The 23,079-nt window shown below is 69.2% G+C and carries 19 protein-coding genes and 3 pseudogenes; 11 read left to right on the top strand and 11 right to left on the bottom strand.

All coding sequences use genetic code 11. From position 1 onward, the window contains the following. Window positions 1-71 precede the first annotated feature (71 nt). The gene (locus FBY35_RS33685; protein ID WP_142217689.1) at window positions 72-911 is read left to right on the top strand and encodes a hypothetical protein; all 840 of its coding nucleotides are present in this window, start codon (window positions 72-74) and stop codon (window positions 909-911) included. A 128-nt stretch (window positions 912-1,039) separates the two neighbouring features. Here FBY35_RS33685 and FBY35_RS33680 read toward each other — a convergent pair whose 3' ends face one another. The 3 genes from FBY35_RS33680 to FBY35_RS33670 all read right to left on the bottom strand — a co-directional run bounded on the left by FBY35_RS33680 (window position 1,040) and on the right by FBY35_RS33670 (window position 3,229). Then, window positions 1,040-1,249, bottom strand: coding sequence for a DUF397 domain-containing protein (locus FBY35_RS33680; protein WP_142217688.1), 210 nt, complete (start codon window positions 1,247-1,249; stop codon window positions 1,040-1,042). A gap of 183 nt (window positions 1,250-1,432) precedes the next feature. Then, a complete protein-coding gene (locus FBY35_RS33675; protein WP_142217687.1) occupies window positions 1,433-2,290 on the bottom strand; it encodes a helix-turn-helix transcriptional regulator in 858 nt (285 codons plus the stop codon). 207 nt (window positions 2,291-2,497) lie between these two features. Then, window positions 2,498-3,229, bottom strand: a complete 732-nt coding sequence (locus tag FBY35_RS33670) for a GPP34 family phosphoprotein (RefSeq protein ID WP_142217686.1) — start codon at window positions 3,227-3,229, stop codon at window positions 2,498-2,500. Between the two features lie 219 nt (window positions 3,230-3,448). On the opposite strand from FBY35_RS33670, the gene FBY35_RS33665 reads away from it, so the two are divergent. The 3 genes from FBY35_RS33665 (at window position 3,449) to FBY35_RS33655 (ending at window position 9,054) form a co-directional block, all read left to right on the top strand. Then, a complete protein-coding gene (locus FBY35_RS33665; protein WP_260848901.1) occupies window positions 3,449-5,863 on the top strand; it encodes a D-alanyl-D-alanine carboxypeptidase family protein in 2,415 nt (804 codons plus the stop codon). A 338-nt stretch (window positions 5,864-6,201) separates the two neighbouring features. Beyond that, window positions 6,202-8,022 carry an MFS transporter gene (locus FBY35_RS33660; protein ID WP_142217685.1) on the top strand — a complete coding sequence of 607 codons (1,821 nt, stop codon included), beginning with the start codon at window positions 6,202-6,204 and terminating at the stop codon, window positions 8,020-8,022. A gap of 192 nt (window positions 8,023-8,214) precedes the next feature. Then, window positions 8,215-9,054, top strand: a complete 840-nt coding sequence (locus tag FBY35_RS33655; RefSeq protein WP_260848900.1) for an adhesin — start codon at window positions 8,215-8,217, stop codon at window positions 9,052-9,054. 61 nt (window positions 9,055-9,115) lie between these two features. On the opposite strand, the gene FBY35_RS33650 is transcribed toward FBY35_RS33655, so the two are convergent. Next, entirely contained in the window at window positions 9,116-9,646 is a 531-nt protein-coding gene (locus FBY35_RS33650) for an NUDIX hydrolase (RefSeq protein ID WP_142217683.1), read from the bottom strand. A gap of 127 nt (window positions 9,647-9,773) precedes the next feature. Between FBY35_RS33650 and FBY35_RS33645 the strand changes: the two genes are divergently transcribed. Next, window positions 9,774-11,111: a hypothetical protein gene (locus tag FBY35_RS33645; protein WP_260848899.1), complete on the top strand. Its 1,338-nt coding sequence runs from the start codon at window positions 9,774-9,776 to the stop codon at window positions 11,109-11,111. Between the two features lie 150 nt (window positions 11,112-11,261). Here the strand turns inward: FBY35_RS33645 and FBY35_RS33640 are convergent, their stop codons facing one another. Next, a complete protein-coding gene (locus tag FBY35_RS33640; protein ID WP_142217682.1) occupies window positions 11,262-11,561 on the bottom strand; it encodes a DUF3303 family protein in 300 nt (99 codons plus the stop codon). Between the two features lie 289 nt (window positions 11,562-11,850). Between FBY35_RS33640 and FBY35_RS37630 the strand changes: the two genes are divergently transcribed. After that, entirely contained in the window at window positions 11,851-12,342 is a 492-nt protein-coding gene (locus FBY35_RS37630; protein ID WP_260848991.1) for an allene oxide cyclase barrel-like domain-containing protein, read from the top strand. A gap of 93 nt (window positions 12,343-12,435) precedes the next feature. Here FBY35_RS37630 and FBY35_RS37625 read toward each other — a convergent pair. Continuing rightward, a pseudogene (locus FBY35_RS37625) lies at window positions 12,436-12,624 on the bottom strand (ATP-binding protein); the annotation flags it as partial. 199 nt (window positions 12,625-12,823) lie between these two features. Next, window positions 12,824-13,144, bottom strand: a pseudogene (locus FBY35_RS36695) (ATP-binding protein); the annotation flags it as partial. Between the two features lie 52 nt (window positions 13,145-13,196). Between FBY35_RS36695 and FBY35_RS33630 the strand changes: the two are divergent. Beyond that, window positions 13,197-13,481, top strand: a complete 285-nt coding sequence (locus FBY35_RS33630; RefSeq protein ID WP_399209327.1) for a response regulator transcription factor — start codon at window positions 13,197-13,199, stop codon at window positions 13,479-13,481. A 441-nt stretch (window positions 13,482-13,922) separates the two neighbouring features. Here FBY35_RS33630 and FBY35_RS33620 read toward each other — a convergent pair whose 3' ends face one another. The 4 genes from FBY35_RS33620 to FBY35_RS33605 form a co-directional block, all read right to left on the bottom strand. After that, complete coding sequence (locus FBY35_RS33620) at window positions 13,923-14,831, bottom strand: carbohydrate ABC transporter permease (RefSeq protein WP_142217678.1); 909 nt, start codon at window positions 14,829-14,831, stop codon at window positions 13,923-13,925. Further along, window positions 14,828-15,991 carry a carbohydrate ABC transporter permease gene (locus FBY35_RS33615; RefSeq protein ID WP_142217677.1) on the bottom strand — a complete coding sequence of 388 codons (1,164 nt, stop codon included), beginning with the start codon at window positions 15,989-15,991 and terminating at the stop codon, window positions 14,828-14,830. The genes FBY35_RS33620 and FBY35_RS33615 overlap by 4 nt, the downstream gene beginning before the upstream one ends. A 6-nt stretch (window positions 15,992-15,997) precedes the next feature. Continuing rightward, window positions 15,998-17,242: an extracellular solute-binding protein gene (locus tag FBY35_RS33610; RefSeq protein WP_142217676.1), complete on the bottom strand. Its 1,245-nt coding sequence runs from the start codon at window positions 17,240-17,242 to the stop codon at window positions 15,998-16,000. A gap of 226 nt (window positions 17,243-17,468) precedes the next feature. After that, window positions 17,469-18,536 carry a LacI family DNA-binding transcriptional regulator gene (locus tag FBY35_RS33605; RefSeq protein WP_142217675.1) on the bottom strand — a complete coding sequence of 356 codons (1,068 nt, stop codon included), beginning with the start codon at window positions 18,534-18,536 and terminating at the stop codon, window positions 17,469-17,471. Window positions 18,537-18,658: 122 nt separating this feature from the next. On the opposite strand from FBY35_RS33605, the gene FBY35_RS33600 reads away from it, so the two are divergent. From FBY35_RS33600 to FBY35_RS33585, 4 genes and pseudogenes are all read left to right on the top strand, one after another. Further along, a complete protein-coding gene (locus FBY35_RS33600; RefSeq protein WP_142217674.1) occupies window positions 18,659-20,782 on the top strand; it encodes a glycogen debranching N-terminal domain-containing protein in 2,124 nt (707 codons plus the stop codon). A 116-nt stretch (window positions 20,783-20,898) separates the two neighbouring features. Then, window positions 20,899-21,021 (top strand): hypothetical protein, encoded by a 123-nt coding sequence (locus FBY35_RS37620; RefSeq protein WP_260848990.1) that lies wholly within the window; start codon window positions 20,899-20,901, stop codon window positions 21,019-21,021. Window positions 21,022-21,049: 28 nt separating this feature from the next. Continuing rightward, a pseudogene (locus FBY35_RS33590) lies at window positions 21,050-21,328 on the top strand (tyrosine-type recombinase/integrase); the annotation flags it as partial. A gap of 300 nt (window positions 21,329-21,628) precedes the next feature. Beyond that, window positions 21,629-23,047 (top strand): DUF234 domain-containing protein, encoded by a 1,419-nt coding sequence (locus tag FBY35_RS33585; RefSeq protein ID WP_142217672.1) that lies wholly within the window; start codon window positions 21,629-21,631, stop codon window positions 23,045-23,047. Window positions 23,048-23,079: the final 32 nt, after the last annotated feature.

Below are 23,079 nucleotides of genomic sequence, written 5' to 3'. Positions count from 1 at the left end.
CCCGGCTCTGGCAGTTCTTCTGACGGGGCGTCAGAGTAGGTCCGACCACCGGAGGAAGGAAGGGGAGCGTCGTGAGCGAGGACACCCGGTCCGAGGTGTACGCGGAACTGGCGGCCGTGGGCCCCTACGGGGTGCGCCCCGGCCACGCCCTGATCACCATGGTCGAACCGCACCCGGGCCATGAGTACGCGTACAACCGCTGGTACGAGGACGACCACTACTACGCGGGCGCGATGGCCATGCCCTGGATGTACGCGGGACGGCGCTGGGTCGCCACGCGGGACCTCCAACTGCTGCGCTACCCGGAGAAGTCGGCGGTGGCCGAGCCCGTCACCGCGGGCTGTTACCTCTCCGCGTACTGGATCACCGACCGGCGCTACGCCGACCACATGAAGTGGACCGTCGGGATCAACAAGCGGCTCAACCGGGACGGCCGCGTCTACCAGGACCGTACCCACGTCTTCACCGCCTTCCAGGACCACCAGGCGACCGTCTACCGGGACGGGGCGGCCGGCCCGCGCGACTTTCACGCACTGGACCATCCGTACGCGGGCCTGGTCGTCGAGGTGATCGACACGGACGGGCCCGAGCAGCGGGCCGAGTTGCTGGAGTGGCTGCGTACGAAGCATCTGCCCAAGCGGCTGGCGGGATCCTGCGCGGCGATGGTGACCGTCTTCCGGCCGACGCCACTGCCCGGAGACCGGATGACCTATGTGAAACAGGTGGAGGGCGTGGACACCCGGCTGACGCTGCTGTGGTTTCTCGAGGAGGACCCGAGGGAGCACTGGGACTCTGTCTGTGCAGGCCTCGACGTGGCGGTCGTCGAATCGGGGCTCGGGCGGGTGGAGCTCGTGGCTCCCTTCATCCCCACGGTCCCCGGAACCGACCGCTATGTCGATCAACTGCGCTGAGCAGACACGGGGTTGGGGGTTGGGAAGGGCCGTGGGGGCATGGCCGAACCCCCTCGGCCGGGACGGCGGACCAGTCGAGAGGGCTCTGGGGATGGTGCTTCGGCTCGGCGTGCTCTTCGGCGTGGCGCTCAGCCGAGATCGAACACGCCGTGACCCACTTCGTTCACGAAGGCGTTCCACGACTCGGGGACGAAGGTGATCGACGGGCCCGCGGGGACCTTGGAGTCCCGGACGGCAATCGCCTGTGTGACCGGGGACTTGACCTCTACGCAAGCGCCGTTTCCGCCGGAGTACGAGGACTTCGTCCAGGTGTCCGTGGCGCCCTCAATGATTGCCATGTCTGCTCCGCTTCGGCGAGTGGTGTGAATTGCGCCAACGTTCTTGCTGGCGTGATCGACGTTACCCGCGGCCCTCTACGCGTGGGACGGGCGTTCACTCGACCGGATGGCATATACCACGGCAGTCTTCCGCCGCGAGGTGGCATGGGTGTACCGTGCCGTCCCCCTCCCGGATGAAGCGGTTCAGCGGGCGTACTCCTTGGCGATGTCCGCGATGAACTGACGCGACTGATCCACGTTCAGAGCCTGGGCGCGCAGATGCTCGTACATGACGGTGTACTTGTGCACGTCATTGGCTTTCTCCAGGTACAGATCGCTCGTGACGCCCTCGATGTAGACGACGCTCGAGTCGGAGGCGTCAGGGAACTCCAGGATCGCGTACTGGCCGAGGATGCCCGGGTGGGCGCCCATGTCGAAGGGCAGTACCTGCACGGTCACATGGGGCAGCTGGGACAGCTCCATCAGATGCTCCAACTGCTCGCGCATCAGCGTCTTGTCGCCGACCAGACGGCGCAGTGCGGCCTCGTCGATCACCACCCACAGGCGCAGCGGGTGTTCCGCGTCGTGGACCCGCTCCTGGCGGCGAAGCCGGACGCTGACCCGTTTCTCGACGTCGGCGGTCCCGCTCTCGGGCAGCGCCCCCGCGATCAGGGCCTCGGCGTACTGCCGGGTCTGCAACAGGCCCGGGACGACCTGGGGTTCGTACACCCGAAGACTCGCCGCGTCGGTCTCCAGGCCGATGTAGACGCTGTACGGGATGTCCCCGAAGGCGTGCCACCAGCCCTGCTGGCGGGAGTCCTTGGCCATTTGCATCAGCGAGTCGACGATCCTGTGGTCCTCGACCTCGTACACTCCGCACAGGTCGCGGACGTCGCGCTGACTGATGGAACGGCGGCCGTTCTCCAGGCGGCTGATCTTCGACTGGGAGACGAGCAGACGCTCCGCCACCTCTTCGGCCGTCATGCCCTTCAGCTCCCGGAGCCTGCGCAGCTCCTGTCCCAAACGGCGTCGCCTGACGGTGGGGTTGACATTGGACGCCACGGAAACTGCACCTCCGGCTGCGTAGCTGAGCGTATCTACCGCTCAGCAGACTGCCACCAATGGTCGTGGCTGCGCTGCGAAATGGCTACACAGGCGTCATGCGCGAACGCGCAGGGCAGCGACAAGGCTGCCCCGCGCGTTCCGTGCGGCTCCCGAACCGGAACGTGGGGACGTCGGTGCGGCGGTGCTACGGGTGGTGCATCTGTGTCAGTGCGCGGCGACGCGGGCCATCGCTCCATGGCGCGGTTGCATCGCCGCCACGGCTGCCGGCTGCCTGGTGCCGTTCACCGCGGTGGGATTACGGCGCGGCTGAGCGGCCACACCGTTCTGGACGTCCATCACGGCGTGTGCCACGAGGCCGCCCATCGGGTCGTGCCTGATGAGATCCCGCAGACGGGACCTCGAGGAACGCCCCTCGTTGCCGGGGTACAGGTGCTTGCCGAGTCCGACCGCGTGGGCCAGCGCGGCGAGCGCCGCGGTCCGCGGGTCCGGCGGTACACCGGTGCGGATCGCATTGTCCAGCCGGGCCCTGATGTCCCGGCTGATCGCCGTGTCCGTCGCCTGGTAGCGAGTCGTCGGCAGCACCCCGCACATCTGGCCCGCCACGGCATGCACCATGCCGCACCGCTCCAGATGCGAGAGGTAAATCTGGCGCAGCCCCAGTCGGGGCCCGCCAATCCAGTGGACAGCCCGGACCGGACTGCCGCGTCTGCGCAGCAGTTCCAGTGCGGAGTCCAAAGTCGGATCTCCTGTCGGCCGTGGCATCACCACGGCGATACGATCCCCGTCTGGGGCTATCCGTCCTGCCAGAGCCAGCTCTACTAGCTGGGCTCCGGCCAGGCCGATGTCGAGCGACTGCGGCTGCGCTGTGGTACCCGTGGCCGGGTCCAGAGCGAGCAACAGAAGCTCCTCCGGAAGTGTTCTGCGGCTCCTGCCCATCCATGCCTCCCCGCGTGGATGTACGACAGGGTGACCCCTCTCACATTGGTCTGTCGAGAGCGCCTGGGTGCTTTCTTCGGGAACCGGCAGGTATGTCGTTCTCGTCTAGGCCCGGGAGCAGGGCTCTCACACAGGACACTGGTAGATGGTTCGGACAACACGGGCTGTCGCGTGACGATGCCTGTGGGTACGTACGTATGGCTCAGGAACGCGTGACGCATGACTCATGGAGGAGGCACGGTGGCGGGCGAGTCCCCCGACAAGTCGGAGCAGCGGAAGTCGTCGGGGGGGACGACTCCGGGTGAGCGCGACCCGCGGCTCGCCGTGTTCCGGCAGGCATCTCCGGGGGCGACGGCTCCCCAGGTGGACCAGGCGACGGCGGTCTTCAAGCTGCCGGCGGAACGGAAGGACTCCGGGCCGGAGGCCGAGCCGGGCACGGAGTCGGGTTCCGCGGAGAACGACGCGAGGCTGCGGGCCGCGGTGGCGGCCTGGGTGGCCGGCGGGGACGGGGACGCCGCGCCGGCCGGGGAGGCGGACATGCAGGCCGCTCCGGCTGCCGACGGCGCGGACGCCGATGAGGCTGAGGCCGCGGATGAGGCGGGGGCACCGGAGGTGGCGGAGGACTCGGATACCGGCGGGACTCCGGACGCCGCCGGTTCCAATGGGCCCGGCGGCGCGCAGGACGCTCACGGGGACGAGATCGCTGACGCGGACGAGGACGCTGACGCGGACGAGGACGCCTCTCAGGCCGCCGAGGAAGCTGCCGCCGACTCGTCGGACGTGGAAGAGCGTGACGAGGCGCCTGCGGGCGACCAGGACGTGTCCGCAGACGCAAAGTCCACACCTGCTGAGCCCGAGCCGGAGGCTGCGGCCGAGGTCGACGAGGAGCCCGAGCCCGAGCCCGAGGCGGACGACGAAGCCACCGCCCCGTCCGCAGAGGACGACGCCGACGCGCCCGCCCTGAAGCCGGCCGACGAGGCCGACGAGGACAAGGCCAGCGGCAAGGGAAGCGACAAGGGCAGCGACAAGGAAAAAGCCGCCCCGCCCGATCCCGAATCCGCGGAAGCAAAGACCCCGGCCATCCCGGCCAAGCCCGCCGTCGATCAAGCCACCGCCGTCTTCAAGACCACGCGGCGGCCCGCCGTCGACCAGCCGACCACCGCGCTCAAGGTGCCCGCGGCGCCCCGCCCCCCCGAGCCCCCCGCCGGGCGCAGCAGCACCTTTGTGCCGCTGCGGACCGAGGACGTACGGACGCCCACCCCGAGCAAGCCCGGAGCACCCGCGCCGGAGTCCGCGCCCGCCTCGCTGTCCGAAGCCGAGCGGACCAAGCAGCAGCCCATGCCGCCGCTGCCGCCGCTGGATCTTCTCGCCGAGCTCACGAACACCCCGCCGCCGCCCCAGACGCCCGTCCGTACCGTCCTGCGGCGGATCAAGATCTGGACGCCGCTCGTCGCCCTGCTCCTGATCGTCTTTGCGGTTGCACAGGCTCTGCGTCCGCTCCCGGACCCCGCGCTCTCGCTGTCCGCCAAGCCCACCTTCACCTTCGCCGGCGGAAAGCTGAACATGCCGTGGCCGGGCGAGGGGCAGGGCGCGGTCGAGGTCGAGGGTGTCGGCAGCATCGGCACGTACGGCGCGCAGAAGCCCGCGCCGATCGCGAGCGTCGCCAAGACGATGACGGCGTACGTGATCCTCCAGGAGCACCCGATCTCCGGGAAGCAGGTCGGCGAGAAGATCACCGTCGATCAGAAGGCGGAGGACGAGTCCAAGATCGACGACGAGTCGACCGCTCAGATCTCCAAGGGTCAGCAGTTCACCGAGAAGCAGATGCTCCAGCTGCTGATGATTCCGTCCGGGAACAACGCCGCGCGTCTCCTCGCCCGCTGGGACTCCACGTCCGAGGCCGAGTTCGTCAAGAAGATGAACGCCGCCGCCAAGAGGCTGGGCATGACCAACACCACCTACACGGACCCGAGCGGCTTGAAGGCCACCACCGTGTCCACCCCGCAGGACCAGCTCAAGCTGGCCAGGGCGGTGCTGCAGAACGACATCTTCCGCACCATCGTCGACACGCCCAACATCACCATCCCGGGCATCGAGAAGCGGATCGAGAACAACAACACGATCCTTCTCGAGCCGGGAGTGAGCGGCATCAAGACCGGCTCGTCCACCCCGGCCGGAGGCAATCTCCTCTGGACCGCCAACACGGTCGTCGACGGCCAGAAGCGCCGGATCGTCGGCGCGGTGATGGGCGCGCAGAACGCGACGCTGCTGCACGAGAAGCTGACGCTGGCGGTCAAGACATACAGCCTGAGCCTGATCAAGGCCGCACAGGAGGGCGTCACGTCGGCGACCGTCATCAAGAAGGGTGAGGTCGTCGGCCATATCGACGACGGCCTCGGTGGCCAGGTGGCCGTTGTCGCCACGAAGGACCTCAAGGCGGTCGGCTGGGCCGGTCTCCAGGTCCAGATCGCGATCAACGACGCCGGCAACAAGATCCCGCACAGCGCGAAGGCGGGCACGGTCGTCGGCCAGGTCTCTGTCGGCTCGGGCACGGGCAAGGTGAACGCCCCGGTCGCGCTCCAGCGGGACCTGGCGGAACCTGGATTCGGCGACAAGCTCATCCGGCTCGGCTAGGGCCTGTCGTTTGGATCAGGCCGGATCAGTGAGCGGGGTCTGGTGCGTGCAGTTGCAAGGCGGAGGAAGGAGCCCACGCGGAGCGTAGGCGACTGACGACAACGCAGCAGATGGGCGTGCCAGGGCACGCGAGCCCGGCAAGATCCGAACGACAGGCCCTGGGTCGGCCCCGGCTCACGCGGGCGTCCCGGGATGACCGGGCGCCCGCGTGCTAGCGTCCCGGGGCAACTCAAAGGTGCCGGGACGGCGTCCTTGAACATGAACAGCAGCAAAAAGCGCGTCGGAGGCAGGCAGGCCGAGGGACAACGGCACAGCCGGGGAAGACGGAGAGAGCCGCAGTGACCACCGCTGAGCCGACACAGGCGGACGGCAGCAGCCCCGACACCGGGCTGCGAATACGTCTGCCCGCGCCCGGCCGCACCGAGCCCGGTCCGCTCGCCGACCTGCGGGACCGGCTGACCCGTCACCCGGTGCTTCTCGCGACGGCTCTCGCCGCGCTCACCCATCTGATCTGGTTCTTCTTCTTCGCCAACAGCGGCGGAGACATCGCGGCCCAGGACGCCTGGGCCGAGTTCGTCGGACGCCACCCCGACTCTGCGTACAACCTCGCCTGGTACGGCGGGATGCACCCGGTCTCCTACAGCGTCGTCTCGCCGTATCTGATGTCGCTGATCGGCGTCCGCTCAACCATGATGGTCGCCGGTACCGTCTCGGCCGCGCTGACCGCGCTGATCCTGGTGCGTGTCCGGGCCGTCCGTAACCCCACGGCCTGCGCGCTGGCCGGGGTCTTCGCCTTCCTGTGCAACGCGCTGTCCGGCCGGGTGACCTTCGGCCTCGGCATGATGTTCGCGCTCGGCGCGGTCGCCGCGGTCTTCTGCTGGCCGCACCGCTGGAGGACGAAACGCTGGGCCAAGGCGGCGGTGGCCGCCCCGCTCGCGGGTATCGCCACGGCGTCCAGCCCGGTCGCGGGCCTGTTCCTCGGCGTGGTCGCGGCGGCGCTGTTCCTGAACCGGCGCCGTCCCGGTGCGTATGCCCTCGGTCTGGCTCCTGTTGCCGTCGTGGCGCTGTCCTCCTTGCTGTTCCCCTTCTCGGGTACGCAGCCGATGTCGTTCTGGTCGACGTCGCTCCCCTTCCTCTTCGGGGTCCTCGTCTTCGTCCTCGTGCCCAAGGAGTGGCTCACGGTCCGCGTGGCGGCGGCCGTCTACACCCTGGGCACGCTGCTGACCTGGCTGATCGATTCGCAGATCGGCTCCAACGTCTCGCGGCTCCCGATGCTCTTCGCGGGCGTGGTGCTGCTGGCGGCACTGCCGTACACCGTGCCGAAGTCCCGTAAGTGGTACGCGCTCGTCCTCGCCTTCGCGGGGCTGAACTTCTGGATCGGCTTCAAGGCCGTGGACGACATGGTGCGTACGGCCCCGGCCGCCTCCTGGAGCCGGGAGCTCGCGCCGCTGGTCAACCGGCTCCAGCAGGTACGCGCCGAGCGCGGCCGGGTCGAGGTCGTTCCTGCCAGCAGCCACCGGGAGGCGTCCGCGCTCGCGCCGTACGTCAATCTGGCCCGCGGCTGGAACCGGCAGGCCGACATGAAGCGCAATCCGCTCTTCTACGACGACGACAGGACGCTGACCTCGGCCGGCTACCGCGCCTGGCTCGACCGGTGGGCGGTCCACTACGTGGTGCTGCCGAAGGGCACGCCCGACTCCAGCGGTGCGAAGCAGGAGGCGGAGCTGGTGCGCGAGGGCCAGCCCTATCTGACGCGGATCTGGAGCGACGCGAACTGGCAGCTGTTCGAGGTGAAGGACCCCATGCCGCTGGCCGACCCGCCGGCGAGCGTGGACCGCGCGGGCGCGGGCGAGCTCACGATCCAGGTGAAGACGGCGGGCCGGGTTCTGATCCGGATCCCGTACTCGCCGTGGCTGAGCATCGTCGACGAGCAGGGCAAGAAGGTGAAGAGTCCCGAGGAGACCGAGGCGTCGAAGAAGCGGGACGACAAGGACGATCCGAAGACCTTCGTCAATCGCCACGGCTGCCTGTTCAAGGCGCAGGAGGACGCGGAGGGCGACGAGTGGACCGAACTGCTCGCGCCCGCGCCCGGGGTGTACCGCTTGGCGGCTCCGTACCAGCTGCCGCGCGGCACTCCCTGCCCCGATGAACTCCGCTGATCCCCTTACCGCCGTTAACACCTATCTCGGTCTGGCGTGCTGATGCATAGTGGACAGCCTTGACCTACCAAGCAGTTGGTCTACTGGTTCAGGTGTGACATGGCGTGCGAACGATGCGGGGGCGACAGCAGAGGTTCGCTGCCCGACATGAGATGCCCGAAGTGCGGAACACGGGCACTGGGAGGGGCGTGGATGGCCCGGGAGACACTGGCGGGACGTATCTCCCTCCTCTCTCGTACGGGAAAGATCCTGCTGGCGGGGGGAGTTGCCCTGGCCGCCCTCGCCGTGGCCGTCTCGGCGGTCACGCTGTACGGAGGCGACTCGGCCGCGACCGAGGCGAACGCCTCCGACGACGCGGACTTCGACCCGGGCGACTTCGGCGGCGCCCCGCAGCGCATCGTCCCCACGGCACTGCCCGGCACCTCCCCGACCGCGTCGTCCACGTCCCAGCCCGTCCCGAGTCCGAGCCGCTCCGGCGCCACGAGGAAGCCGGCCACGCCGAATGCCCCTGCCAGGCCCTCGTACTCCGCCTGGGCGGGCCCGGGGTGCACGGGCGGCGGCCTCTACCGCGAGACCGGCCGTTTCAGCGACGGCTTCGACGGCTGGTACACGGTGAACATCGGCGGCCACAAAGGCGACGGCTGCGACGGCCGCTTCAGCGCGGTGCCGATGTCGGGCAGTGACACCAGGGACAGCGGGGGCAGGGCGACCTGGTCGTGGTACGTGGGCAGCGGATACACGACCTGCTCGGTGGCCGTCGTCATCCCGGAGGCCAACCGCGACCAGGACGTGGCGGGCGACCCGACGACCTACCGGGTGCTGGCCGACCCGGACGACGAGGACAGTGCGATCAAGTCCTTCGAGATCGACCAGATGTCACTGCGGGGCAGCGGCCTGATCGTTGAGAAGATCCCGGTCACCAACCAGCGGCTGGCGGTGCAACTGGTGGACCGCGGCAAGGACTGGGGCAGCGACGAACGCGACGGTGCGCACCACGCGGCGGCCCAGATGCGGGCGGTCTGCCGCGCCTGAGGCGGTCGGTCGTGCGTGTCCGCGGCCCTCATGGCCGCCGACGAGCTGGATCGGCCCGCGATCAGCCGGCCTCGTCCAGCAGCAGGTACAGCAGGCCGACCAGACTGCCGCTGCTGACGATCTCCCGACGGTCGATCAGGCCGCGGATCTCGCGCAGAGGGATCCACTCGATCCGGTCCGACTCGTTTGTCTCCGTGGGCGGGCCCGCGTACGTGGCTCTGTCGGCGCGGAAGACATGGTGCTCGGAGTCGGTGATGCCGTTCGCGGGCTGCGCGTACACCAGGGGTTTCATGGCCTCGACCCGCCAGCCGGTCTCCTCCTCGACCTCACGCGCCGCGGTCTGCTGGGGGGTCTCGCCCGCCTCGATGAGGCCCATGGGCAGTTCCCAGCCCCAGGTGTCGGTGATGAACCGGTGCCGCCACATCATCAGTACGCGCTTGTGGTCGTCGACCACTGCGGCGACCGCCAGATGGCGCATCCGTACGACGTGATGCTCGAACCGGTGGCCGTCCGGCTGCTGGACGTCCGTGAGCCAGAGGTTGACCCACGGGTTGCTGTAGATCTGCCGTTCGCCATGGACGGTCCACTGCATGCGTCTCTCCCGCTACCTGTACGTGATGCACCGGAAGCGGAGAGTAGCGGGTGCGGTTAGCGTGGCGTCAACCGATGTGTGATCGTCGGCCGGCTCCGTGCTGTTCCGTGCTGCGGAGCGGGCCGCCATGGCCGAAAAGGGTATCCCCATGCACTTCGTTTCCAGCCGTACCCGCCTCAGGAGGGCCGTCGTCGCGACGTGCGGGGCATCGGCGCTGCTGCTCGCCGCGTCCGCTACGGCCGGCTCGGGTGCCGCTGCCGCCGCCGCTGCCGACGGGCCGGGTGGCCACGGGAATGACCCCTCTCCCGGGGGCGCGGTCATCACAGTGAAGACCGCCAAGGTCGGCGCGCCCGGTAATCCCTCGGTGGGCGTGGTCCCGTTCACGGACGCCATCTACCAGTCGTGCGCCGACGCCCCCCAGACACCGACGGGCTGTCTGACGGTCGGCGGCGTCAGATATCCCTACGAGATCGGGCAGCTCGAAGTCACCGTCGAACAGTGGGTGGCGTTCCTGAACACGGTCGATCCCGAGGGGCGCAATCGCCTTCGTCTCTATGACGACACCGAGAGCTCGTCGGCGTGGCCGAAGTACGGCCAGATCAACCTCTCCGCAAACGCCGGCAGCGGCCGCCACTACTCGGTGGCCTTTCCGGAATGGGCGAACAAGCCGTACGGCTTCGCGAACTTCCTGAGGGCGGCGCGCTTCGTCAACTCGCTCTACAACGGCCGGCTGATCTCCGAGCAGTCCAGCAGCAGCGGCGACTTCACGTACGTCACCTACCGCATCAGACTGTCGGCGCGGACCGATCGCGGGATGTACGACCTCACCCGGCCGAATGCGACCCGAGCCCATGACTCCGGCTTCGTCGTGCCCAGCCAGGACGAGTGGATCAAGGCGGCCTACTACGACCCGAACGGCGGTGGCACCTACTCCTACTGGAAGTACCCGACCAACGAGGGAGTCTTCGGGGACGGCGACGCGACGGCACCCAACCCCACCGTCCTGAACCCGACCACAGGCGATGTCACCAACGCGGCGGACCAGCCACTGGCCTCGTACCACGCCTCCGGCCTGCCGGCACCCAGCTGGTGCCCGGGACAGTTGCAGCCCGAGGCCTGCGCCACCGTCAACCCGATCGGTCTGGACCCCATCACCTACGCCGATGCCTACCAGGGCAGCCTCAGCACGGTCGGCCAGACGAGGACCACCTCACCGTGGGGCACTCTCGACCAGGGCGGCAACGCGGTGGAGTGGACCGACACGATCACGGCGCCCCCCTCCGGACGGAACTCCGCACGGGTCTGGCGGCGGCTGCACGGCGGAGTCTCCAACGCGCCTGCCTTCCAGATGTGGCCCTCGGCGGTCGGACTGCAACCGCAGGACAACGAGTTCTACAACCACACCTATCCGTGGCTGGGCATCCGGATCGGCGTGATCGGCGACCTGCGGCCCGGCACGTCCTGAGCGCCCGGCACGTCCTGAGCCCCCGGCACGTCCTGGCCCCCGGGGCGCTCAGTGAGGCGTGGACCACCTCTGCACGCCGGAAGCCCTCCCGCCGCACTGCTGGGCGGGAGGGCTTCCGTGCGATGTGCCGAACCGGTTGTGGGCGTGCGATCAGCCCTTCCCGCCGTACTTCTTCAGACCGGCCTGGACATCGTCGAAGTTCATCACGGGCATGAAGCTCACCTTGGCACCGAGCTCCTGGAAGAAGGGTTCGGCGACGGTGGGGATGTCGGCCGCCTCCTTCAGGTCGAAGACGATGTACCCGGTACGCATCCCGTCCTGTGCCCCGAAGTAAGCGGCCTCCGGCTTGAGCCGGTCCATCACCGACTTCATGGTCTGGGGCAGCGTGTTGCCCGTGATCGCCTTGTTCGCCTTCTCGGTGTCCATCTCGACGGTCAGCAACACCCTCATGGTCCTCCACCTCTCGTTGGCGCGTCGGCACACCTGTGCCCACCTGCCGATCCTCGTCGCGATCCCGGGCCCCCGCATCCGGAGCGAGCCAGTGGGGCGGTCGGGGCGCCGCGCTTCTGTCAGGCGCCGGTGGGGGCCCGAGTGGACGCGACTGATCGGGCGGTATTGCTCGCGGGTGTCGGGCGCGTCGGGGGGTGGCCCGGTTGTGGGTCGCTTACATAGCCCTTGGATGTTGATTCATCGCTAAATCGCCCGTTCATTCCAAAGGAGGTGCACTGTGTGCCGATTCATGGCTCTGAGACTGGGCGCGGTTGCCGGCCTGACCGCTGTCCTCGCCGGCCTTCCGATCGCCGGTGCCGCCGCGGCCACGTCCAGCAGCTACGGCCCGGGAAGTGACGACAAGGTCATCAACCTGCGCTCGCACCTGACGTCGCGCACCGACCTCGATCTGGGCGAGCCGGGCTTCGACCAGGGCGATGAGGAGGTGTTCACCGACGACCTCTTCCGTGGCAATGTCAAGGTCGGCCACGACGGAGGCGTCTGCACGCTTCTCACCCTCGAACCGGACGGTTCGAGCGAGTCGCAGTGCGTGGCGACCTTCTCGCTGCCCCGGGGGCAGATCGCGGCCCAGGGGCTGATCCGGCTGTCCGCCACCGGGGAGGCCGACTTCGACATCGCGATCACCGGCGGCACCGGGGAGTACCGAAAGGCCCGCGGCCACATCAGCGGAACCTTCGTGAACGCCACGGACGCCGAACTCGCCATCCACCTGACTGGCTGAGGGCAGGCATTCGGCGCGGACGGAGCCGGACTCCGCGACGGGGAGGCGGGCCAGGACCCGGGTGCCCGCCGCGGACGGGTGGGCCATGCACCAGCTGGTGCAGGCCCTGACCAGGGCCAGTCCTCGTCCGAAGCCGGCGTCCTCGTCCTCCGCCACACAACGGTTGGAGCCACGTGCCAGCCACCGGCCGGAGTCGGTGACCTCGATGGTCACCGCGACTCCGTCGAAGACGATCAACGCGGTGACGTCTGTGCTGCCGCTGTGAAGCACGGCGTTGGTCACCAGTTCACTGACGACGAGCGACAGCGTCTCGCTCGATTCCTCGGGAATCCCACTGCTGAGTGGTACGGCGCACGAAGTGCCGTAACTCCGGCACGGCGGCCCGGAGGTAACACGATGCACCGTTCCCGCCGTGGGTTGCGGGGGACGCGTGCCAGCGGGCCCATTCGCGGCAGACCTGTTCGAAGTGCGGGCCGACAACTTCCTCTGCGGGCAGGTAGCGGGCCTCGCGGAAGAGCGGACGGGCGGGATTGAGGACGGCGCGGGTGACCCAGGCGTCGAAGTCGTGGGGCCCAACGGGGGTATCGCCCTGGGTGAACTCGCGGCGGTAGGCGGGGGTGCCGCCGACGATGGCGTGGGTGAGCAGTGCGGTGCGCGGGTCGGTGATCTCCCAGAACTCGGCGGCGAGGCGGAAGTCCAGGGTGGGGACGACGAGTTCCAGGCCTGCGCGGCCGCGCAGCGGGGCGTTGCCGGCGAGGAGTCCGCCCATGAAGGACAGGGCGGAGCCGCACAGCAGGAGCCGTACGGGGACCGCCTCCGTCGAAGAGGGAAGGCGGCTCACTCTGGAGCAGTCCGTGGCCTATGCCCTGGAAGAGTCCTTGGCCCCCACTCCACCGCCGCCCGCGAACGAGGCAACGGCGCCGCTGACCCGCCGCGAACGCCAGGTCGCCGATCTGGTCGCCCGAGGCATGACCAACAATGAGATCGCGGCCGAGCTGACGATCTCAAGGCGCACTGCGGAGGGTCATGTTGAGCACATCCTGACAAAACTCGGCTTCACCTCACGGGCTCAGATCGCCGCGTGGGCGGCCAGACATCATGAACCCGAGGCACGCAACGGCTCCCTTTCCGCTCCATGATTGCGGCCTTTCCCTCCGTTCGAAGCCATGGCCGCTGTGTGCAGTCCGTGGTTGGATTCCGGCTGTGACCAGGCTCGACCGCCGGGTCTGCTGAGGCTCGGCGTCGGTGGGCTCGCCGCCCTCGCCGACGCCGACGACGCGGAGGAACTGGCTCAGATTGCGGAGCTGCTGGAGAAGGTGGCCGAGGAGATGGAGCCCTACCGCCGCATCGTGAGCCCAGCTACCCGCCGGCGCGTCCGCTCCACCCTGCGGGCAGCGTTGAACGCCGCGGTGCGGGTCGGGCCGAGGATCAGGAGGGGCGCTTATCGGCCGACGCCGTTGTCATTGAGGTGTGTTCGGGGAGCGGGTACGGCTCGACGGACAGGTTGACGAACCTGGTGAAGCCTTGGCGGAGGCGGAAGGCGAGGACTCCTTCGCGGGTGTTCAGCCAGGTGAGGGTCGCTATTCCTTGACTGCTCCGGCGTTGGCGTCCTGCACGAAGTAGCGCTGGAAGCAGAAGAAAAGCGCTGCCACCGGCAGTGTGGACAGCAGGGCCGCCGCCAGCTTCAGCGGGTACTGCTTGCCGCCGCCGAGGCCGCCGGAGACGAGTCGGGCGAGGCCGGTGGTGAGGGTCTCGTACTGGCTGGACTGGGTGGCCACGAGGAAGTGGGTGAACTCGTTCCACGAGCCCTGGAAGGACAGGATCGTGATGGTGATCAGGGCGGGGCGGGCCATCGGCAGGACCACCGACCAGAAGATGCGGAAGACGCCCGCGCCGTCGACGCGGGCAGCCTCCTCCACCTCGCGGGGGATCGACTCGAAGAACTGCTTCATGATGAAGATGCCTGCCGCGTCGACCAGCAGCGGCAAAATCATGCCGGTGTAGGTGTCGAAGAGCCCGAAGGTGTTGAGCACCAGGAAGCGCGGGATCAGCAGGGCGATGCCGGGCACCGCCATGACGGCGAGGATGAAGCCGAACAGCAGGGTGCGGCCGGGGAAGCGCAGGCGGGCCAGGGCGTAGCCGGCCATCGAGTTGAACAGCACCCGTCCGGTGGTGACGACGACGGCGATGAAGGTCGAGTTGCCCAGCCAGCGCAGGAAGGGCACGCCGTCGGCGGCCTGGCTGAGGCCGAACAGGCGCTGGTAGGCGGCCGTCGTGGGGGTCGTGGGGATCAGGCCGAGGGGGTGCGCGGCAGCGTCCGGGTCGGTCTTGAAGCCGGTCACGAGTTGGATCACGAACGGCATGAGGTACAGCAGCCCGATCGCGGCCACCGCGGTGTATCCGAGGATCCGCAGCGGCACCGGGAATCGGCCGAGCACGGGAGACTGCTGCGACAGTACGGACTTGGCGGTCACGGACTTGGAGGTCATCGGTTCCTCCCCGGTCGGGCGGCGCGTTCGCGCAGCGCGTACCGCTGCAGGCCGGTCATGGTGAGGATCAGCGCGAGCAGGAGGAAGGCGATGGCCGCGCCCTGCCCGAAGTCGGCGTCGCCGAAGGCGGTCGAGTAGGACAGGAAGGCGGGGGTGAGGGTGGTGTTGCCGGGGGCGCCCTGGCTCATGACGTAGACCTGGTCGAAGACCTGCCACGTGCCGATCGTGCCCAGGGTGAGGACGAGGAAGAGGACGGGCCGCAGGGCGGGCAGCGTCACGTGGCGCAGCATCTGGAAGCGGTTGACGCCCTCGATGGCGGCCGATTCCTCCAGCTCGCGGGGGATGCCCTGGAGGGCGGCGAGGAAGATCAGCATGAAGGTGCCGGAGGTCGTCCACACGGCGAGCAGGATGATCGTGCACATGGCGACGGACGGTCCGGACAGCCACTCGAACCAGGACAGTCCCATGAAGGAGTGGTCGGCGAGGGTGCCCGAGGGGTGGGTGGGGTCGACGATGCCGAGGCCGCCGAGGAGGAGGGAGAGTACTCCGCGCGGGTCGTTGAACCAGTTCGGGCCCTTCACGCCGATCCAGGACAGCAGGGTGTTGACGGCGCCGCTGCCCTGCAAGAGGAAGAGGAAGATGGTGGAGACCGCGATCGAGCTGGTCACCGAGGGGAAGAAGAACGTGGTGCGCAGGGCGCCGCGGCCGCGCAGCATCCGCTGGTTGACGATGAGTGCCAGTCCCAGCGCGATGACGGTCTGCAGCGGCACGGTCAGCAGCACGTAGTAGAAGTTGTTGCGCAGCGAGGTCGCGAAGAGCGTGCGGTCGAGGCCGTTCTGGGTGAGCAGGGCTCGGTAGTTGTCGAGTCCGACGAACTTCGCCTGCCCGCTGAAGGGGTTGGACTGGCCGTCCCAGTGCAGCAGGCTCACCCACAGCGCCATCAGGGTCGGCAGGACCAGGAACAGGCCGAGGACGATGACCATGGGGCTGACGAACAGCCAGCCCCAGGCTCCTTCGGCGCGGCGCCCCACGCGCGGGGCGGGCTTGGCGTGGGGCGCCGCGGCCGGGCCGGGTTCGCCGGGCGCGTCAGGTGCGCCCGGCGAGTCGGCCGTCTGTGAGCTGCCGCCGATCACCGTAGGTGTGGTGTCACGGGGGGACATGGCGGCTCATTCGCCCTTCGTGAGGGCCTGTTCGCCGTTGCTCTGCACGTCGGCGAGGATCTTCTTCGGGTCGGCGGTGTTCAGTGCCGCGAGGTCGGTGTTGAACTGGGTGAGGACCTTGTCGAAGCCGGCGATGGTCACCGGGCCCTGTGCGTAGGCGCTGGCGTCGACCCACGCCTTGGCGGAAGGATTCTCCTTGGCGTACTCGGCCTGCGCGCTGGTGCGGGAGGGCATCACGCCGAAGGCGGCGGCGTTCTTCACCTGCTGCGCGCTGGAGGTCAGGTACTTGACCAGATCCACGGCCGCGGCCTGGCGGGCGCTGTCCTTGGCCACGCCCCAGCACTGGCTGAAGGCGAGCGTGCCCTTGCCGGACGGTCCTGCGGGCAGCGGGACCACCGTGTACTTCACGCTCGGGTAGTCGGCCTTCATGCCGCCGGTGAGCCAGTTGCCCTCGATGGTCATCGCGGCCTTGCCGGTGCCGAGAGCCTCGCCGCCCCAGTTGGTGTCGACCTGGTTGGCATACTTCATGGCGCCGGACTTCAGCAGGGACTGCACGTACGTGAGCGCCTCGGCGTTCTGCGTGGAGTCGGCGGTCATCTTGGTCTGGCCGGCATTGGTTATCCAGCCGCCGGCCTCCTTCATGAAGACGCCGAGCCGTGCCCACTCGCCGTTGGTGACGAGGCCGGTGACCTTGCCCTTGGTCAGCTTTGCGGCGACCGTCTTCAGCTGGGCCCAGGTGGTCGGGTAGTCCTTGTCGGTCAGACCGGCCTTCTTCCACAGGTCCGTGTTGATCGCGAGGGCGAGGGTGGAGGTGTCCTTGGGCAGGCACACCAGCTTGCCGTTGTAGGTGAAGGAGGCGCGCAGCTGCTGGGAGAAGTCGCTCGCGTCCTTGACCTGGTCGCCGTAGGCGTAGAGGGAGCCGCCCTTGGCGTAGTTGGCGAACTGGTCGGAGTTGACGTAGAAGGCGTCCGGCGGCTTGTGCCCGGCGAAGGACTGGGCGAGCTGCTGGTTGATGTCCTTGGCGACGTCCACGGTCACCGTGTTGCCGGACTCCTTCGCGTACGCCGCCGCCGCGTCCTTGACGGCCTTGGTCTCGGCGTCGCCCGAGCTGGCGATCAGCACGGTCAGATGCTGCTTGGAGCTGGAGTCCTGCTCAGTCTTCTTGCCGCTGTCGAAACCCGACGAGCAGCCTGTGGCGGTGACCAGTGCCGCGCAGGTGACGAGGGACGCGGCGGCCGTACGGTTGACCATGGAAATCCTCCGAGGGTTACGGATGTGACGTGCGGCTCCACCCGGTCGGCGCGGGGACGCGGGGCCGGGGTGGGGGAGGAGGAGAAGAAATGCCTGGAAGAAGAGGGGCCGTGCCGAGGGGGCGAAGAGGCGGAGAGCCCGTCGGCGCCGGCTCGGCTCGGCTCGGTTGGGGTGGCAGCTGCTCGGCTGAGGCAGCAACAACTGGACTGAGGAAGCGGCTACTTGGCTAAGTCGGTCCTTCCGCGTCGCTGCCGCCCGGTGCGCGGACGCTGTCGCGCACCATCAGCGACGGCTCCAGCAGCAGGCGCTCCGGCGCCGCGTCGGGAGCGGCGATCCGCGCCAGCAGCAGTCGTACGCACTGTCGGCCGACCTCTTCCAGCGGCTGCGCGATGGAGGCCAGGGCGGGGGAAAGGATCTCGGCGGTCGGCGAGTCGTCGAATCCGACCACGGAGACGTCCCGGCCGGGGGCGGCGCCGCGCTCGCGCAGCGTCTGGTAGCAGCCGAGCGCCAGCATGTCGCTGGCCGCGATCACGGCGGTCGCACCCGCGTCCAGGAGCGGTTTCACGGCGGCGCGGGCGGCGTCGATGTCGTTCACGCTCTGCGCCCGCCGCCCGCGCACCGGCAGCCCGTGCCGCCGCATGGCCCGCTGCCAGCCCTCGGCGCGGTCGTCACCGGCGCCGGAGGAGCCGCGTTCCCAGCCGAGGAAGGCGATCCTGCGGTGTCCGAGGGAGACCAGGTGCTCGACCGCGGCGTCCGTGCCCGAGGCGCCGTCGACGTCGACCCAGTCGCCGATCGGCCGTCCCGACCACATGCGGCCGAAGCCGACGAACGGCACGCCGCGCTTGGCCAGCCACGCCTGACGCGGGTCGCCGCGCTCGGTGCCGCTGAGGACGAACCCGTCGACCTCATGCTGGTCGAGAAGTTCCTCGTACCCTTCGAGGGTCGGACCGCCGGGCGGGGAGGCGAACAGCAGGATCCGGTAACCGGCGTCGTCGGCGGCCTGTGACAAGGCGTGCAGGAACCGGTCCAGGACCGGGGAGCTGGCAGGGGTGGGCTGGATGCCGTAGCCGATCAGCCTGCTGGAACGGGTGCGCAGCGTCTGCGCCGCACGGCTGGGGCGGTAGCCCATCTCGTCGATCACACGGCGGACCTGCTCCAGGGTCTCGGGCCGCAGCATGGCCGGCGAATTGATCGCGTTCGACACGGTCTGCGGGGAGACCCCGGCCCGGCGGGCGACCATCGCGAGGGTCACCGGGCCACCTTTGGCCGAGGAAGCGTTACTGGAGCGGGGCATGCGGCTCTCCGACTTGCCGAAGCGATATGGACCTTGTTTTAGCGTTCCAATAGGCGTTGTGTTCGCTCTGACGACTGGCTTAGTGTCGTTTTAACGATCCAACGCTGAGAGGTTCTACTTCCTTGGACTCCACTGTCAAGCCCCAGGACACCAACGGCTCGGTCACGGCCTCCCCGTCCGCGACCGGCGGCCTGCAGCCGTTCCTGCATGACGCGGTCGTCACGCTGCACGCGCCCAGCCTCGTGATCTCGGGGGAAGACGGGCAGCTCAGCGGCGGTGCGGACGGCTTCTACCACGGCGACCGCAGGGCACTTTCCCGACTGACCGTCACCGCCGACGACATCGCACTCGCTCCCGTTCAGGGCGGACTGCGGGGCGCGGACCGCGCCGGCTTCCGAGCGATCCTGCGCGGGCTCGGCGAGGTGACACCGGATCCTGTCGTAGCTCTGCACCGCCGCCGTAGTACGGCCAACGGCCGACTGGAGGAGGTCTTCGAGGTCACCAACGCGGGCGGTGAGCACGTGCGCTTCCGGCTGACGGTGAGCGCCGGTTCGGACCTCGCCACCATGGAGCAGGTCAAGTCGGGGCATGTGATCGAGGAGGTGTCTCCGCAGGTCGCGGACTGCGATGCCATCGGGCTCGCCTGGTCCGCGGACGACTTCGCCGTACGCCTGGCGGCCGAGCCCGTGCCGGACGCGCTACAGGTGCCGACCGGGGAGCTGTCGTACGACATCGACCTCAAGCCAGGTACGTCGAGGAGCCTGACGCTGACCTGTACGGCGGCGTACATGGACGGCGACCAGTTCCCGGCTCCGCCCGCGGACCAACTGCCCTGGTCCGTTCCCACGCTGCGCAGCGCGGACCGCCGCCTCGACCAATGGCTTCAGCAGTCCCTGGCCGACCTGGACCGACTGCGCCTGACGGACCGCCAGTCGCCCGACCCGGACCGTCCGGACCAGTTCCTGGCCGCCGGCGCACCCTGGTACCTCACCCTCTTCGGCCGTGACGCGCTCTGGGCCGCACGCATGCTCCTGCCGCTCGGCGCCGACCTCGCGGCCGGCACCCTGCGCACGCTCGCCCGCCGCCAGGGCGCCGTCACCGACCCGGCCACGGAGGAACAGCCGGGCAAGATCCTCCACGAGGTACGCCGCGCCACCCTCCAGATCGCCGACCGGCTCTCCCTCCCACCGGTGTACTACGGCACAGTCGATGCCACGCCGTTGTGGATCACCCTGCTCCACGACGCCTGGCGCTGGGGCATGTCCCCTGCCGCGGTCGAGGAACTCCTGCCGCACGCCGAGGCGGCCCTCGCCTGGATGCGCGACGCGGCATCCGCCGACGGCTTCCTCACGTACGTCGACCAGACTGGCCACGGCCTGTCCAACCAGGGCTGGAAGGACTCCGACGACTCCATCCGCTACAGCGACGGCCGCCGCGCCCACGCGCCGATCGCCCTGTGCGAGGTCCAGGCGTACGCCTACGAGGCCGCCCGCGCCGGTGCCGCGCTGCTGCGCGCGTTCGGGCGGCCGGGCGCGGACGCCTGGGAGGACTGGGCGGACCAGCTCGCCACCCGCTTCCGCGAGCGCTTCTGGGTACGGGACGAGAAGGGCGCGTTCCCTGCGGTCGCGCTGGACGGCGACGGTAAGCCGGTCGACTCCGTCACCTCCGGCTTCGGCCACCTCCTCGGCACCGGCCTGCTCAACGCACAGGAGAGCGCACTGCTGGCCGCCCGCCTCACCAGCCCCGACCTCGACGCGGGACACGGCCTCCGCACGCTGAGCAGCGACGCGGTGGGCTACAACCCCTACGGCTACCACGTCGGCTCGATCTGGCCGCACGACACCGCGATCGCCGTGCATGGCCTGGTCAAGGCTGGCTTCCCGGACGCCGCGGCATCGTTGGCGGATGGCCTGCTTGGGGCGTCGGCGGCATTCGACGCCCGGCTGCCTGAACTCTTCGCCGGCCACGGCAGCGAGGCGGGCACCGGGCCCGCCCCCTACCCGGCGTCCTGCCGGCCCCAGGCATGGGCGGCCGCCTCCTCGGTCCTCATCCTCCAGGCGGCCCTGGGCCTGGATGCCGATGCCCCGGCCGGGACGGTCACCGTGACCCCCACCTTCGCCCACAACTACGGCCCGCTGACCGTGACCGGACTCCAGGTCAACGGGGAGCGGCTGGACGTCGTCGTGACGGCGGACGGATCAGTACAGGTGACAGCACCCGAGGCGCTGGCCGTGACCGCTGCCTGACCGCGCCGAGACACGCTGTGGCCCGTCCCGTATTGCCAGGTGCCGGACGCCCTGTCACTCGTGCAGCGATTGGGAATCGGTGCGGAATCGGTGCCCACGGGCACGTTCCGCTGCGCGTGGCCCGGCTGCTGGCCGCGGTGGCGGGCATCCTGCTCACCGCGCTGGCGGGCAGCGCGCGGATCACGCAGTTGCGCGCGACCGCCCGCAAGCACCGCCGCTCGTCGAAGGCCCGGCGGTAGCCCGGACTACCGGGAGGCTGCCAGGTCGAGCCCCCGGAACATCTACCGCTCCTTCACCCGCGTCGTCGAGTCCGCCGGCCTCCGCGTCATCCGCCTCCACGACGCTCGCCACGGCACGACGACCCTCCTCACAGCGGCCGGAGTCGCGCCCCGCGTCGCGATGGAGATCCTCGGCCACTCCCAGATCAGCATCACCATGGACGTCTACACGCACGGCGTGCAGGACACCCAGCGCGAAGCCATGAGCCACATGGACCAGCTGCTGCGGAAGCGGCGGTGCCCGGTCGTCGGTGACCGTCCCCGTTGACACAGTCGGTGGTGCTTGGTTGTGCCGCGTGGTGCTCTTCTACCTGATCAGCGCCGCGCGGTATGACCGGCCATCCGGCTCAGAACGGCTCCTGTTACGCGGTCCGCTCACGCGCCGCTCACGCATTCGGCGGCCGTGGCGCCCAGTGGCGGACCATGCTGTGGCGCCGACGGCCGCCTTTCTCCTGTGGGTGTACCGGGGTAAGTAGCCGTCCTTCCCAGCCGGCTCTGTCACTAACGCTAATGTTGCTAACTGCAATGTTAGTATCCGTGAGGGTGCTGGGTAATGGAAGGCGGCGACATGGCAGATTTCGTGGGCAGGCGGCACGAGCTCGAGACGCTGGATCGCGAGCTGGGCAAGGTGACGGCCGGGGTCGGTGGGGAGCGACCCGGGCGGTGCGTGATGCTTCGAGGGCGCCGCCGGGTGGGTAAGTCGCGGTTGGTGGAGCGGTTCGCCGAGAGGTCCGGTGCGCCGTTCCTCTTCTATGCAGCCACTGGGGCGTCGCCGGGGGCGGACCTGGAGCGACTCAGCCAGGATGCGCAGTCGTCCAGCCTTCCGCTGGCGAATCTGCTGTCCGCGGCCCGCCCGGCGAGTTGGGATGCGGCCTTCGACGTACTGGCGGCGGCACTGCCGCACGACCGGGCGAGCGTGGTGGTCATGGACGAGGTGCCCTATTTGATGGATGCGGAGGGCGCCTTCGAGGGCATGCTTCAGCGGGCCTGGGACCGAGTGCTGGAGAATAAGCCGGTTCTGCTGGTTCTCATCGGTTCCGACCTGTCGATGATGGAGGCGCTGAACAGTTATGGGCGCCCGTTTCACCAGCGTGGACGGGAGATGGTGCTGGGTCCGCTCAACCCGGCGGAGGTGGGCGAGATGCTTGGCCTCGAGCCCGCCTCGGCCTTCGATGCGGCCTTGATCACCGGTGGACTGCCACTGATCTGTGCAGAGTGGACGCACGGTGCCGGGATGTGGGAGTTCCTGCAGGCGGCGCTCAGCGATCCGGTTTCGGCCTTGCTGGTGTCGGCGGAGCGCTCGCTTGCTGCAGAGTTCCCCCAGCAGGTGCAAGCCCGCACCGTCCTCTCGGCGATCGGCAGCGGTGAGCGGACGTTCTCCAATATTGCCCGCGCCGCCGGCGGGATCGGGGCGACCCCGCTACAGCGGTCGCTGGGGATCCTTGTGGACAAACGGGTGATCGCAGCGGAGCTTCCCGTGTCCACGCGGCCTTCGAAGGATCGTCGCTACCGGGTCGCGGATCCCTACCTCCGCTTCTGGCTGAAGCTCCTGGGCCCGGCGATGGAGGAGATCGAGCGGGGCCGGGGTGACCTGACGCTGCGGCGCATCCGCGAAAACTGGACCAGCTGGCGCGGCAGGGCCGTTGAACCTCTGGTGCGCGAGGCGCTGGCTCGATTGCTGCCCGACGCGAGGCTCCCCGCTGCCCCCGCCATCGGTGGTTACTGGACCCGTACCAACGATGTGGAGATCGACATCGTGGGAGCGGACCGCGCGCCGATCGCCAAGGAGCTGTTGTTCGTCGGCTCGGTGAAGTGGCTGGAGAACTCCCCGTTCGACCGGCACGATCTCGCGGCGCTGCACCGACACCGCGCCGCACTCACGCCTGCTCCCGTGCCTGTGATCGCTGTCTCGCGCAGCGGGACCGACTGTGCGGGGCTCGACGCTGCGTACGGCCCGGCGGAACTCCTCGCGGCGTGGTCCTCCTGAGGATGCCGGAATGCGTGTGGATGCCAGGTGTC

The sequence above is a fragment of the Streptomyces sp. SLBN-118 genome (assembly GCF_006715635.1).
In the GTDB taxonomy this organism is placed as follows: Bacteria; Actinomycetota; Actinomycetes; order Streptomycetales; family Streptomycetaceae; genus Streptomyces.
The sequence above is the reverse complement of the archived record's forward strand: the minus strand, read 5'-3'. Positions and strand labels throughout refer to the sequence as shown.

Excerpts from the sequence above, each read along its gene's own strand:
- FBY35_RS33640 (WP_142217682.1), bottom strand. The coding sequence starts at position 11,561 with ATGAGGGTGTTGCTGACCGTCGAGATGGACACCGAGAAGGCGAACAAG.
- FBY35_RS33605 (WP_142217675.1), bottom strand. The coding sequence starts at position 18,536 with ATGCCCCGCTCCAGTAACGCTTCCTCGGCCAAAGGTGGCCCGGTGACC.
- FBY35_RS33585 (WP_142217672.1), top strand. The coding sequence starts at position 21,629 with ATGGCAGATTTCGTGGGCAGGCGGCACGAGCTCGAGACGCTGGATCGC.
- FBY35_RS33650 (WP_142217683.1), bottom strand. The coding sequence starts at position 9,646 with ATGCAGTGGACCGTCCATGGCGAACGGCAGATCTACAGCAACCCGTGG.
- FBY35_RS33665 (WP_260848901.1), top strand. The coding sequence starts at position 3,449 with ATGACTCATGGAGGAGGCACGGTGGCGGGCGAGTCCCCCGACAAGTCG.
- FBY35_RS37630 (WP_260848991.1), top strand. The coding sequence starts at position 11,851 with ATGGCTCTGAGACTGGGCGCGGTTGCCGGCCTGACCGCTGTCCTCGCC.
- FBY35_RS33655 (WP_260848900.1), top strand. The coding sequence starts at position 8,215 with ATGGCCCGGGAGACACTGGCGGGACGTATCTCCCTCCTCTCTCGTACG.
- FBY35_RS33610 (WP_142217676.1), bottom strand. The coding sequence starts at position 17,242 with ATGGTCAACCGTACGGCCGCCGCGTCCCTCGTCACCTGCGCGGCACTG.
- FBY35_RS33615 (WP_142217677.1), bottom strand. The coding sequence starts at position 15,991 with ATGTCCCCCCGTGACACCACACCTACGGTGATCGGCGGCAGCTCACAG.
- FBY35_RS33670 (WP_142217686.1), bottom strand. The coding sequence starts at position 3,229 with ATGGGCAGGAGCCGCAGAACACTTCCGGAGGAGCTTCTGTTGCTCGCT.
- FBY35_RS33645 (WP_260848899.1), top strand. The coding sequence starts at position 9,774 with ATGGCCGAAAAGGGTATCCCCATGCACTTCGTTTCCAGCCGTACCCGC.
- FBY35_RS33680 (WP_142217688.1), bottom strand. The coding sequence starts at position 1,249 with ATGGCAATCATTGAGGGCGCCACGGACACCTGGACGAAGTCCTCGTAC.
- FBY35_RS33620 (WP_142217678.1), bottom strand. The coding sequence starts at position 14,831 with ATGACCTCCAAGTCCGTGACCGCCAAGTCCGTACTGTCGCAGCAGTCT.